This is a genomic window from Klebsiella sp. K47 (genome assembly GCF_051858335.1).
Lineage (GTDB): Bacteria > Pseudomonadota > Gammaproteobacteria > Enterobacterales > Enterobacteriaceae > Klebsiella > Klebsiella pneumoniae.
In genome coordinates this window covers 12,513-24,801 of sequence record NZ_JBPYUI010000044.1, presented here as the reverse complement: position 1 = coordinate 24,801, position 12,289 = coordinate 12,513, and the positions used below count along the sequence as shown (strand labels likewise).

Sequence of the window (12,289 nt, the reverse complement as noted above, 5' to 3'; positions counted from 1 at the left end):
GGTTCGGCGGAGCTTACCGCGTCTTTTCGCGGTTAGCGGAGTGTGGCTCGACGACTGAACCGCGGCAGCGGGTCAGGAGCCGAAGGTGGCCCCGGGGCAGATTGTGTGAAAAGAAAGTCAGGCGGAGGAAGAGCAGCAGCAAGATGGAGAGTACCGGTCAGGTTTGGTCTGATCTGATCTGGTCTGGTCTGGTCTGGTCTGGTCTGGTCTGGTCAGGTCAGGACTGAGATTCGCCCTTCTCTTTTCTGTACTGAACAACGCAGTACCAGGCCGAAGCCAGGAAAGCAAAAACGGTGATCAACCCGCGTAATTCGTCGCCCGGCTCTTTCCCCTTCAGCATCAGCGTTATGATGATGCCGGCAACGATAATCCACACAATGCCACTCCAGAGGCGCAGCTTATCCGCCACGACATTAATCAGAACAAAAGCAACGGCCAGGATAGCCCCCCACAGAGCCGGAACAGGCTGAAACGGAATAAAAAACAGGTTAATACCGGTTAAAAGCGTCACAGCTGCAAACATCAGAGACATACGCATAAAATTTCCTCCCTGGACACACTGACGATAAGAATCACTTCTGCTGCTCATCTCCGGGTTTATTATATTCGGGCGCATTTGCGCGCGGCAGCTGCTGACTGTTCAGTCGATGTACGCGGAGCCGTTCATGGAAATATTCGCGCAGGTGTTCAGGCTGTTCCCGTTCAACAAGCTCAGGCACAACAGGCTTGTTCATCCTTTCCTGCCAGGCAACGGCAGCGGCCACCTTATCGACGGCTACTTTGTCCTGCTTCTCTTTTGGAAAAGCTGCGATATTCCACTTTGACATATGCATCACCGGTCTGCTTTACAGGAAGATATCCCTGATAATACGCGTATTCCCGGGCAACAGCGACTGACAACGAAGAGGAGAGTGCGTGGCGCCGGAGGCGCGGCGACGTCTCTCTCCGGCAGGCGCAGCCTGCCAGGGTTTTCGCGCTGCCGGAAGCGGCAGAGGTTCCCCCCTGCCCGGCATCGCGGCGGCGGGCATTAATCAGGGCTTTGTACTGTCGCAGGATATCGCCGCTTTGTGGTGCAAGTTTCATGTGCTTTCTCCTTAACCGGCGGGCTTCCCCGCCGGATAGTAATCAGTTGCTGAATACATAGCCTTCATGGAAGACATAGCCGCTGCTGAACAGATCCCGCGCGTAAGCCTCATAATCGAAATAGACGCGCAGGGATTCAGGCACCTCGTTTAACAGGCCGTGATCCTCCACAAAGCCATAAGCAAAATCCTCCTCGCTTTCAGCCTCGCCACAATACGCATCATCAAAGGCGTCATAGTCGCACTCGCCGGTATATTCCGCCCAGGCCACAAACGCGGCGGCGCGTCCTTCGTCCTGCGCCTGCCGGAATGCCTCGATAAACGCCCACTTAACAGAGGATTCAGAGGCAAACTGAGACGGGATCCCTTCCCAGTCCTGAAACATAAACTCGGGGTCATCCTCGGCGGCATGCAACGCCCGGCAGGCGTCATAAAATTCGTCTTCGTCGTCGAAATCGGTTAAATCAAACCATTTGCCAAAAATACTGCCGCTGTTGTACTGGTGATACGTGCCCACGTAGATGGCCGGAGTGGTGATGGATGAATTCATTTTTTCGTCTCCCTGCGGGGCGGCATGGCCGCCCCGGTCGTTAATCAGTCCAGCGCGGCGTAAATGGCGTTGCATTCCGGGTGAAGGGTAATGTGATTCCAGAGCTGGGCATCACGCAGCATATAAAGGCGGGTCAGTGCCGGGTTACTGCTGTCATGATGGGCCGCCAGACGGCGATTGATCGCCAGGCTGGTCAGAATAATGCCCGCCGCGTCGGCGCTGACCGGGCGATCAAACCAGTTTTCACTGTTGACCAGATGAACCCGGCCACAATCCGGCATCATGTAACCGCCGCCCTCTGGCAGCCGGATGAAATGCCAGAACTCACTGCTGTATTCAGGCATCCATTGTTTCGCCAGCGCATACACCTGCAATTCTGCGAGCATGAAATCCGTGCCGAACAGGTAGGGCATAAAAGACAGGCGGTCACACTCTTCAACATTCAGGACGGGGCGTGTTGTCACATACTGCATGGTAAAACCTCCGTAATCACATGGACTGCGGCACCGGGTTGTGCCGTGCCGACACGTCAGCCCGGCGGAAAGCGGAAGATGCAGGGGCGACACCGGAGGCCGCAGCGCAGATAAAGCGCGAAGCGGGTCTGGACGGTTTTCGAGCGAAACCTGAGCGAGAAAACGACGGGAAGAACGGCGAGCATCAAAAAAAAACTGCGACCGGGCGAGGATGGCGGCGTCAGCGAACCCTTGCATCTGCAGCAGCCGGGCTAAAGTGAAGGCACGGCACTACCCGTCGCGATGCAGGAGGTTGAATACAGGGTTTCTCCCCCCGTTTTTCGACCACAGGGAGAAAAGCGGAAGCAGATGTCGCGACGCGACAGACGCAGGAATAAGGCCACAGACCGGAGGGATGGGGCCGGGTGAAGCGGAGCCGGCGGCAACGGCAAGCCGGCGACTTCCTTATCCGGAGATGGGTGCGCCAGCGAACTCCAGCCTCTGCGGCTGCCGGGCTACAGTGAAGGCACGGCACAGACAGCACACGGCACGGCGATAACAGAGGGTTGTGTTCACCCAAAAGGCCCGGAAACCGGGCCGGGTGGACGCGGAGCCGGCACGGCGACATCCTTATCGCACCACTCCTCCTGTGCCGGCAGGCTGACAAGGGAGGGTCCCCCCTCCCCTGATGCGCCGGGCTGTCACTCCTGAGTTCTGCTGGCGCGGGCCTCTCTCACCATTTCCCTTAAAACCCGGCGATCAAACCAGCGCCGGACCGGAGTGTCCGTAAAACGCAGCTGATCAGCGATAACCCCTGCGCTCCTGATAGTTTCCTCCCGCTCGTTAACCAGGGTGAGCAGAACCGGGCAGAATCGCGCATCGCGAATCAGAATGGCATCGAGGACCTGATCCAGCCTGTCGGTTTCGTCTTCGTCCAGGCAGTTATCATGATCATACTCCACGGCCAGCAAGCGCCAGTCACAGATCCGCCTGTCCATCAGACGGGGATTGACGGACGGCTTCAGCGCGGCGGCGATGCACTTCGTATCCCGGTGGACGATTTCCGATATCTGCGTGAGGGAGGCTTTCAGGAAGGCCAGCAGATCGTCACATTCCGCCGCCGTCAGCCACTCCTGAGCGTAAGGCAGGCGGATAACCTGACAGTCAGCCAGCCGCTCCGGATGCGGATATGCCTGCACCGGAAAGAGATGCAGACGAGCCGGGGTTCCCGCCAGCCGCCGGGCGCTGGCGAGCAACAACGCTGCCCGGCCATACGTCAGCGGCTGACAAAGCTGTTCCGTAAGCGTGAGGATTTCCACGCCGCTGAGAGAGCCGCAGGCGGCGAGCCAGCCGGGTACGGTTTCGGGTGCGACGGGCGCCATATCAACAGCGTCGGGCCAGCCAGCCTGGCGCAGCATCCGGTCGCCGTGACGCAGAATAAGCGTGTTAAGGGTTTCATTTTTCATCATTATCGTCTCTGTCCGGGGTATATCGCCCCGCAGCGTGGCGGGGCGATCTGCTGTCAGCTTTTCAGTAATGCCCGCACTTTCGCTGTATCTGCCAGGCGGCGCATGACGCTTTCCGGCACCGGTTGATTGCGATCCCGTGCGGTCCATTCCCTGTCCCACAATGCCTGTTCGGCGGTAATCAGCAGGGTTTCAAGCAGGTCAACTGGCACAGTCACCCTCTGCCCGCTCTCTTTCACCTGGTCTATCAGTGCCATCACCAGGCCGGCTGACACGCCCGACTCAAGCCGTTGTTCTTCCGGTATAGCGTCCATGCGTTCCAGCACGGCCCTTACGTCCTGTTCTGAAAAGGAATATTCCATCCCGTCAGCCAGCGCTTCAATATCCGCCGGGGTCCAGATAATCAGGTTCAGCGGGGTTTCTGCGGGATATTGCTCACTCAGCATCCTGCAAAGGTCTTCACGGGTTCCGTACATGTTCTCTCCTCAGTCCTGAAAGCTTTCATCGAGCATCAGTGCAATATTGAACGCCTCATCCATCAGGACGCTGAGACGTCGCAGACTGATACCGGCAAGCCGTTCCGCCAGTCCGTCGTACCGGTAGTGGTACGTGTCTTCCAGCACTTTCAGGGTGGTTTTCAGGTCGCAAAGATTGTTCGCCAGCCCGGCCATATCGCGGCGCAGGGCTTCGTGTCCGTCGTAATTCATTACGCGGCCTCCGGGAGCCATTCATCGTTCGCCGCCGGGGTATTGACGGCCCGGTGCATGGCGGCCAGTCGTTCGGTTCCGGCCCGGTGGTACTGCGCCAGCATTTCGATGCCGATATAGCGGCGTCCGGCACGGTATGCAGCGACGCAGGTCGAACCGCTTCCGGCAAACGGGTCGAGAACAATCGCGCCCGGGGCGCTGAATGACTCAATCAGCGGCTGTAGCGCCTCCACCGGTTTCTGCGTCGGATGCAGGGTATTACCGGTATACGGGAAGGGCAGCACATCCGGCAGCGGTTTAAGGGGCGGCACGGGGCGGCCTTTGGCAAGGACATAAGCCCCTTCATGGCAGTAGTCCACAAATCCGCGTCGGGCCCTGGCGTTACGACGGTTGGAGGCATAGTTTTTGGTGAACACAAGCTGGCCCACGGCATAGAATCCTGCCGCCTTCCACGCGGCCATAAAGCGGTCCACACGGTTCCAGCCGTAGAAGCTCACCATAAGCGCGTCTTTTTTAAGGACGCGATACATCTCCAGCGTGGCCGGTTGCAGCCATTCGTCCGTCACATCCCCGGCAATCTGTCTGCCCTGGCGGTCCTTAAAACCGACGAGGTAAGGCGGATCGGTCACAATAAGGTCCACGGCACGGTCGGGGAATCCGCGCATCACATCAATACAGTTCCCGAGAATGAATCTGGACATGGCAGCACTCCTGTAGTCAGAGGGGGCAGGAGGCATCACCGCGATACCGTTCCCTGCCGCACGCTGCCTGTTCATCGCGTCCGGTCACGGGTCAGGCCGACCGTGGAATACCGCAGCCGTCCGTCTTTTCGACGGCAAGGATATGCCGCGAAAGCGGCTTGAAGGGCGTTCCTTAAAAGGGCGAGGGACTGGCGTACACTCTCAACGACGCCGGGCCGGAGCGGAAAAACCGCCCGTCCCGTACCAGACCGGACGCGAGACACTGGCAGCGGGCGGCAGGCTTGCGTTAACGCCAGGTGAATGGGGAATTGTCGGCTACCTGTCCACAAATCCGGGGCTTAAGATTGTGGATAACCTGAAGGCAAACGACGGAGAAGCACGGGAGAACAGACGCCACCACGTCTGCTCCTTTTTTGAACAGCCAGGAAATCTGTATCAGCGGTTCAGGGATTTATCCCCGGCCACGGACAGGCCAACATAGACACCCGCCCCCCAGATGACCTGCGACAAAATGAAAACCCACTGCGGAACGTCGAAAACCAGAAGCGGAAGCAGACATACCGTCACAATGCCAATCAGCCGGCTGCCAAATTTTCTGCGCACCGGTTCACTGCTGTCGACGGGAATGCGGGCGAGACGGAGAACATTTCTGAATCCTGGTGACATGAGAACCTCCCTGGGATGCCAGTCATTTGAAATCGGTGTAGTAGTGGATGTGATTCGTACTGTTAGTCGCCGAATGCACGCCGCATATTTTTCTTTATTTCCCGGGTATCCGCCCCGGACACCGGCACGGCAGATGTTGCCGGCGTATCCGGTACTGCAGCTGCAGCCCTGCTCACGCCAGCGGTGCCGGCCATCTGCTGAACCAGTGCCTGCAGCTCACTGACCGAGGTGGGCGGTACCGGCATACTGGCCAGCAGACGCGGCAGCTCCGGTGCCGTCGTGTGGAGGGCAAGACCGGTGATAATCAGGTTTCTCAGCAGATCGCCACGCAGACGGGATGACGCTTCCGTCAGCACACTTTCCACCCGTTCCCCACTCCGGCCATTCTGAAGTGTCAGGGTGTAACGCCGGCGCTGGTATTCTGTCTCCGGTGACACGGGCAGAGCAGCCTCACCATTTTCGGGCTCATCCGGAAGGCCGGTGAGTGAGGACCAGGTTCCGGAGACCAGGGCCATCACGGCGCAAAGGCGGACAGCGCTCAGCTGCCCGGCAAAGAACACCGGGATCAGCGCCGGTAAACGGGCATCCACCTGGAATACCACCGCCCCGGCGGTGGCGGCGGTACGGATGAACTCACCGCGCAGGGGCTGTGAGATGGTGCTGATAGTTGCCATCGCCGCGATGTCGGTGCGATCGTCGCTGTGCAGATAGAAAGAATACTGGCCGTCCGGCACGTTTAGTCCTCTTTATTGTAAAGGGCAATCTCCCTGGCCAGCGCCATCTGCGGATCGCCGATAACCTCGATACGGTCAGGAGCCAGAGGCCAGGCCTGACGGATAGCTTCTTCTATGAGGGAAGCCCCTCCCCCGACCAGGAATACCCGGTTAACGTTCCTGAAGGCCGTCAGCTCACTGGTGACACGCGCCCCCAGGGAAGTGATTGCCTCTGTTATTTTGTTCCGAACCTCGTCAATTTTACCGGCATCGTTGATCACACGCTGCAGATACTGACGATCATTGCGGTTGCGGATGATAGTGTCAGCGATGAGGGCGCTGGTTTCGCTGTCTGCCGCCCGCAGCGCGCCTGCAGCTGCGCGGGTGACCTGTGACACGCCGACAGACGGATTACCGTGCACCGCACTGATATCATCAAACTGGCCGACAATCACACCGGCATCGAGCGTGGTGCCACCGAGATCGATAATCAGGGTGGTCTCCGCGGGGCCAGGTTTCAGCTCAGCGAGACGGGAGAACGCCGCCGGTAGTGATTCCGGCATCACCTTCACGTCCGTTACGGTAAACGCCCTGCCCTTATTCAGAACCAGCTCACGCATCAGATTTTCCCGTTTGCGTCGTATGTTCTCCTCGTTCCGCTGGCAGTCCCCGTCGTAATATTCACTCAGGGGCAGCGTCACGGTCAGACTCACCGGCTGCGGCTCCAGTCCGCTGTTCAGCAGCGCATGATGCACAGCCAGCAGGTTGAGATCACCGTACTGATAATCCACGTTTGTTGTCGGGATGGCATCCCGGCTGACGCTGTCCCAGGTGTATTTCAGCGTGCCCACCTGATAATTGAACGTTGCCGCACTGAATTCCGCCACTTTCCAGCCATGCCGGAAGGAGTTCGCAGAGACCCGTGTCTGAAGCTCATCGCCTTCAAACCATGCCAGCTTAACATTAGTTGAACCATCATCTCAGTAAATATTCATCAATATGCTCCGTTAATTACACTCAATTTGATACCAATTATACGAGCAAAATGAAAAAATCAAAGCAATATTTCTCAATATGAGCAATATAAAAATATCAAAATGATTAATTTAAGCATTTTGAACACCTTTATTTACTCAAAATGTTCTTAAGGCATGCGATCTGGATTATCGTCACGCTGTTAAATATACTGTATGTATAACCAGTAAAATTAGAGTATCAGGAGGAAAGATGAAGCTACAACTTTTCAGCACCGGGAAAGAACTCCCGCCACAGGCCCATCCATTGTTTGCCGATCTGGCCAGCTGCGGTTTTCCCAGCCCTGCTGCTGACTATGTCGAGTCCGATCTGGATCTCCATGATTACTGCATACGGCATCCGAGCGCGACGTACTACCTGCGTGCCAGCGGAGACAGCATGGCCGACGGCAGTCTGTACAATGGCGATCTGCTGGTTGTGGACAGTGCTGAAAAGCCGCGGCACGGCGATATCGTTGTCGCCAGCGTACAGGGGGAGTTTACGGTGAAACGGCTTCTGCTGACGCCGCGACTGACGCTGCAGCCCATGAATGCCTCCTGGTCGCCGATTTATCCTGATCCCGACGAGCTGGATATCTTTGGCGTTGTCACGCATATCATCCACCGCCCGAGGGAGATGTACTGATGTTTGCCCTGGCCGATGTGAACAGCTTCTATGCCAGCTGTGAACGTGTTTTCCGCCCGGATTTGAAAGGAAAGCCGATAGTCGTCCTGAGCAACAACGACGGGAACGTAATCGCTCGCAGTGCCGAGGCGAAGCCCTGGATCAAAATGGGAACTCCGTGGTTTCAGATAAAAAACGAAAGATACCCGGAAAAAATATATGCGTTTTCAAGTAATTATGAACTTTACGCCTCGATGTCGGCGCGCGTGATGAACTGCCTGGAGGAACTGGCCCCCAGGGTGGAACAGTATTCCATTGATGAGATGTTCCTCGACCTGACCGGCGTGGAGCACTGTATGGGGCTTGAGGACTTCGGCCGGCAGCTGCGTCAGCACGTGTATGACTGTACCCGCCTGACCATTGGCGTGGGCGCCGGACCAACGAAAACCCTCGCAAAATCAGCCCAGTGGGCCTCAAAAGAGTGGAAACAGTTTCGTGGCGTACTCGCTCTGACCAGGGGAAATCCGCAGAGAACGCGGAAACTGCTTTCACTCCAGCCGGTTGAAGAAATCTGGGGGGTGGGTAACCGTATTGCACGCAAGCTAAATGTGCTGGGCATAAAGACCGCGCTCGATCTGGCTCTGACCAACCCGGCCTTCATCCGCAAAAATTTTTCTGTGGTCCTTGAGCGAACGGTACGTGAACTGAACGGGGAAAGCTGCCTTTCGCTTGAGGAAGTCCCTCCGACGAAACAGCAAATTGTCTGCAGCCGCAGTTTTGGCGTAAAGATCACGGAGTACGAGTCACTCCGTCAGGCTATCTGTCAGCACGCAGAGCGGGCCTCTGAAAAACTGCGTAAAGAGCACCAGTATTGCCGGCATATTTCTGTTTTCATCAAAACGTCTCCGTTCGCCGTTAAAGAGCCTTACTACGGCAACGTGGCTACGGAAAAACTTCTTACACCCACTCAGGACACCAGGGACATCATTGCAGCCGCCACAACGGCTATGGAGCGTATCTGGAGGGATGGGCACCGGTATGCCAAAGCCGGAGTTATGCTGAATGATTTCACCGGCTCTGGCGTGTCTCAGCTGCAGCTGTTCGACGAACGTCCGCCACGTCCACACAGCGCTGAACTAATGAAGGTTTTGGACGGGATCAACAACTCAGGGCTGGGGAAGGTCTGGTTTGCGGGGCGGGGTATTGCCCCGGAATGGCAGATGAAACGGGAGATGCTTTCTCCTGCTTATACGACACGATGGTCAGATATTCCAGCAGCGAAACTGGCGTGAAACTTTGGCGATTTCACCTTGAAATCATCAGCCTAAACTGCCTAATTACAATAAGTTAGATGTGAAATCGCCATGGCGAAATTATTGACTCAAATTTCTGTCAAGGACCTCGTTGATAGCCTTGTCCAGTTCATCCTGAATCACTTTTGACATACGGCTAAACTCATAAGTCAGCGTGCGCCCTTTCACACGCTTACGCGCGAACTTGTCCTTTTCCTCAAAAGACCAGAGTGGAGAGACCACTGATTTTTCCTTAGGAGATGGATCTATCAATGCCTGAGATGCCTGAGAAATCAGCTTCAGTATACTGGCTTTCTGTTCGTCTTCTGGTCGCTCGCCATCACTCAAAATTGCATCGAGCTGAGCTGATACAGACTGAATGAGTTCTTCAGGCGTTAATCCCTTTTCACTGAGTTTTTCATTAACTTCTAAAAGAAGTTTATAGTCACTAAACGATAGCTCCGACTGAACCGGAAACAGAGAAATCAAGTCTTGCGGTACGGCCGCCGCCTGCAGTGCCCTGGTAACTTTAGCCTGAGATAACCCCTCCAGTTCAGCAATTTCCTTTTGATTAAATCCGGACTCTTTAAGAGCGATCAATCTCAGGCCAATCTCCCGAAGATTATGTTCTTTAGCTGTCTGGATATCTTTAGCCAGTTGGCGGGCTTCATCAGCTGATAAATGTTCTTCGGTAACCATTACATCAAGGCCTGTACGGACAAAAATCGCTGAGGCTCGCCGTCTTGAACCATCCAGTATCTCAATCCTTTCACTTTGCTTAACACCAATACAGGGGAAGAACTGCTGAAACTTAATCGTCTGGATAATCGATTTCAGGGACTCCCTGGTCAGTGCAAGTTGATCTCTTCCGTTGTTTTCCTGGTTTACGAAGGTCTTACTTTCAACTTCAGATGCAGGCACCCGAACAAACTTGAACGTTACCTTCCTGCCGGTTTTTAAGGTAAATACCTGGCTTCTACCGGTGTCCATCATTTCCACCATTGACGCCTGGGTATTTAACTGTCTGCCGATGGTTTTTCTTTTCTCATTCGACATCACATACCTCCGTTAGTACGAATGAACTCGATGCGATCAAAGACTGCCTTCGCAAAGTCTTCCGCTGCTGATTTTGCGCTTTTTAGTGCCTCTGTACTTCCATCATAGGTTGCTGGATTTGCTGAAATAACTGTGTCAAAAGTCTCCCCACAGCGTTCGAAACCATCCAGTCTCGGCAGAACCATGTCTAGCATATCGGCACCGAAAACCTCTTTGGCCTGACTATGGCAAATTTTGTGATCAGACTTGTTCAGGATCTTGGACATGAAGCCGACATTACCGATGAGATTGCAGGTGTGCCCATCCATTTCGATGGAATCTATGAGGGCAGGGAGGCTGGCCACAAACTTCAGGGAAGAATGAAAATCAACCGTAGCCGGTGGAAGAGGGGTCAACATCAGGTCTGCCGCCCCAATGCAGTTTTTCAGGAACGCATCAAGGTGAGGACCACTATCAAGGAAAATAAAGTCGTAGTCATGCTGGAGCTTATCGATAATGTTCTCTTTAAGCACAGCATGAATATTTTTCCCTGGGAGATGTTCTTCACACAATCCCTTCCAGCCTTCAGCAAGGAATGCATCGTCAATGGAAGCGGGGATTACATCAACACCAGGGATAATAGACGGTACTATAAAATCGGAAAGTAATTCTTCACGAGACACGTTCTGGAGCATGGCCTGAGCCGCCGTATTTTCAACCAGGCCCACTGAATTCTCATGGCTCAGGAACATCGTCAGAGATGCCTGCGGATCGAAATCGATGGCCAGAATACGCAGGTCCTCGAACAGAAGCTGAGGATGAGCTCGAAAAGCATGTGATAATGAAGCGGTAGTAACTGTCTTGGAACCACCACCTTTAAGATTACAAACAAAAATCGTAAAGGCTTTATCGAAGCGATCCCTGTACTTCGGTACTTTACGATGGTTATACAGATCGATGACATTCTGAATCGTCATCGCGTATTTCATCGTATTACCAGAAGGTTTCTTTTTAAAAATGTAGCCACCGGCTTCCATTTCGGACACAGCATACTCAACACTGCCTTTACTGAGCTTAGGCAGCTTATACAGAGCGGCTTTGCTGTATTCCTGATAGAACTCGGTAAGCTTCAATTCCTCTTTTTGCTGGCGAATACTTTCGCTCAAAGATGTCAGAAGCTTACCTGCACGTGTAGCGACTTTCCGTAACTGCTCAATATTGTCCATTTATCACCTCATGACGTTTTTTGTCATTTTGAACAAAAAGAGTCATGTTGCAAGCAAAAAATCATATTGTTTTGATTTCGCTCTCAACAGGAGGGGGATGAAGCTCGACGGGCGTGCTACTAAATCACACTGCAGCAACACGCAGACGCACTTTTGACCATCAACAACAACTCATACAAAAGGGCTTTGAGAAAGGTATCCAACTTGCAAGACAGGAGGGTCATTCAGAAGGATTCTGATTTTAGTTACGACCGGTGCAATGCTGAGCCTTATGTATCAGCGCTCGCCGCAGCCATGTAACCGAGCGTAGCGAGCGAACTGGCGAGGAAGCGAAGAGGAACCGTTCCGGCAGATAGCTCTTACGCTCAGCACAAGAAGAGTTTTCCATCCTCTGTGGGAAACAGGTCAACTTTAATGGACGCTCCGGACTATGGGAAACAGGTCAACTTCGCGGGCGGCCGGGACTATGGGAAACAGGTCAACTTCACGGGCGGCCGGGAGTGTGGGGAACAGGTCAACTTCGCGGGCGGCCGGGACTGTGGGAAACAGGTCAACTTTGCAGACGGCCCGGACTGTGGGAAACAGGTCAACTTCGCGGGCGGCCGGGAGTGTGGGGAACAGGTCAACTTCGCGGACGGCCCGGACTATGGGAAACAGGTCAACTTCTCGGACGATCGGGAGTGTGGGAAACAGGTCAACTCCGCGTACGGCCCGGACTGTGGGAAACAGGTCAACTTTGCAGACGACCGGGACTGTGGGAA

The 12,289-nt window shown here is 54.7% G+C and carries 14 protein-coding genes and 4 pseudogenes; 3 read left to right on the top strand and 15 right to left on the bottom strand.

All coding sequences use genetic code 11. The features are described from left to right. Positions 1 to 217: 217 nt before the first annotated feature. From RRF55_RS25945 to parM, 13 genes and pseudogenes are all read right to left on the bottom strand, one after another. Positions 218 to 538, bottom strand: coding sequence for a hypothetical protein (locus RRF55_RS25945; protein WP_023287108.1), 321 nt, complete (start codon positions 536 to 538; stop codon positions 218 to 220). 34 nt (positions 539 to 572) lie between these two features. Beyond that, positions 573 to 827, bottom strand: coding sequence for a DNA polymerase III subunit theta (locus RRF55_RS25940; protein ID WP_074194767.1), 255 nt, complete (start codon positions 825 to 827; stop codon positions 573 to 575). Positions 828 to 1,002: 175 nt separating this feature from the next. Continuing rightward, positions 1,003 to 1,083, bottom strand: a pseudogene (locus RRF55_RS25935) (hypothetical protein); the annotation flags it as partial. 42 nt (positions 1,084 to 1,125) lie between these two features. Beyond that, entirely contained in the window at positions 1,126 to 1,632 is a 507-nt protein-coding gene (locus RRF55_RS25930; RefSeq protein ID WP_009485092.1) for an antirestriction protein ArdA, read from the bottom strand. 44 nt (positions 1,633 to 1,676) lie between these two features. Further along, entirely contained in the window at positions 1,677 to 2,105 is a 429-nt protein-coding gene (locus RRF55_RS25925) for an antirestriction protein (RefSeq protein ID WP_009485093.1), read from the bottom strand. A 680-nt stretch (positions 2,106 to 2,785) separates the two neighbouring features. Beyond that, entirely contained in the window at positions 2,786 to 3,553 is a 768-nt protein-coding gene (locus tag RRF55_RS25920) for a hypothetical protein (protein ID WP_023287111.1), read from the bottom strand. A 53-nt stretch (positions 3,554 to 3,606) separates the two neighbouring features. Beyond that, on the bottom strand, positions 3,607 to 4,026 hold the full coding sequence (locus tag RRF55_RS25915) for a DUF1380 family protein (protein ID WP_009486130.1): 420 nt from the start codon (positions 4,024 to 4,026) through the stop codon (positions 3,607 to 3,609). Positions 4,027 to 4,035: 9 nt separating this feature from the next. Further along, positions 4,036 to 4,257 carry a hypothetical protein gene (locus RRF55_RS25910; RefSeq protein ID WP_009486129.1) on the bottom strand — a complete coding sequence of 74 codons (222 nt, stop codon included), beginning with the start codon at positions 4,255 to 4,257 and terminating at the stop codon, positions 4,036 to 4,038. Beyond that, on the bottom strand, positions 4,257 to 4,958 hold the full coding sequence (locus RRF55_RS25905; RefSeq protein ID WP_001568041.1) for a DNA methylase: 702 nt from the start codon (positions 4,956 to 4,958) through the stop codon (positions 4,257 to 4,259). The genes RRF55_RS25910 and RRF55_RS25905 overlap by 1 nt, the downstream gene beginning before the upstream one ends. A 71-nt stretch (positions 4,959 to 5,029) precedes the next feature. Beyond that, a pseudogene (locus RRF55_RS25900) lies at positions 5,030 to 5,235 on the bottom strand (hypothetical protein); the annotation flags it as partial. Between the two features lie 158 nt (positions 5,236 to 5,393). After that, positions 5,394 to 5,624: a hypothetical protein gene (locus RRF55_RS25895; RefSeq protein WP_009484195.1), complete on the bottom strand. Its 231-nt coding sequence runs from the start codon at positions 5,622 to 5,624 to the stop codon at positions 5,394 to 5,396. 62 nt (positions 5,625 to 5,686) lie between these two features. Continuing rightward, the gene (locus RRF55_RS25890) at positions 5,687 to 6,358 is read right to left on the bottom strand and encodes a plasmid partitioning/stability family protein (protein WP_009484196.1); all 672 of its coding nucleotides are present in this window, start codon (positions 6,356 to 6,358) and stop codon (positions 5,687 to 5,689) included. A 2-nt stretch (positions 6,359 to 6,360) separates the two neighbouring features. Then, positions 6,361 to 7,332 (bottom strand): annotated as a pseudogene (gene parM / locus RRF55_RS25885) (plasmid segregation protein ParM domain-containing protein). Between the two features lie 232 nt (positions 7,333 to 7,564). Between parM and umuD the strand changes: the two are divergent. Then, on the top strand, positions 7,565 to 7,996 hold the full coding sequence (gene umuD, locus RRF55_RS25880) for a translesion error-prone DNA polymerase V autoproteolytic subunit (protein ID WP_001568036.1): 432 nt from the start codon (positions 7,565 to 7,567) through the stop codon (positions 7,994 to 7,996). After that, positions 7,996 to 9,267 carry a Y-family DNA polymerase gene (locus RRF55_RS25875; protein WP_009484136.1) on the top strand — a complete coding sequence of 424 codons (1,272 nt, stop codon included), beginning with the start codon at positions 7,996 to 7,998 and terminating at the stop codon, positions 9,265 to 9,267. Before umuD ends, RRF55_RS25875 begins: the two co-directional genes overlap by 1 nt. 81 nt (positions 9,268 to 9,348) lie before the next feature. On the opposite strand, the gene RRF55_RS25870 is transcribed toward RRF55_RS25875, so the two are convergent. Both RRF55_RS25870 and RRF55_RS25865 read right to left on the bottom strand, forming a co-directional pair. Continuing rightward, complete coding sequence (locus RRF55_RS25870) at positions 9,349 to 10,323, bottom strand: ParB family protein (protein WP_009484137.1); 975 nt, start codon at positions 10,321 to 10,323, stop codon at positions 9,349 to 9,351. Next, positions 10,323 to 11,528 carry an AAA family ATPase gene (locus tag RRF55_RS25865; RefSeq protein WP_009484138.1) on the bottom strand — a complete coding sequence of 402 codons (1,206 nt, stop codon included), beginning with the start codon at positions 11,526 to 11,528 and terminating at the stop codon, positions 10,323 to 10,325. Before RRF55_RS25865 ends, RRF55_RS25870 begins: the two co-directional genes overlap by 1 nt. Before the next feature lie 414 nt (positions 11,529 to 11,942). On the opposite strand from RRF55_RS25865, the pseudogene RRF55_RS25860 reads away from it, so the two are divergent. Next, positions 11,943 to 12,289, top strand: a pseudogene (locus RRF55_RS25860) (hypothetical protein); the annotation flags it as partial.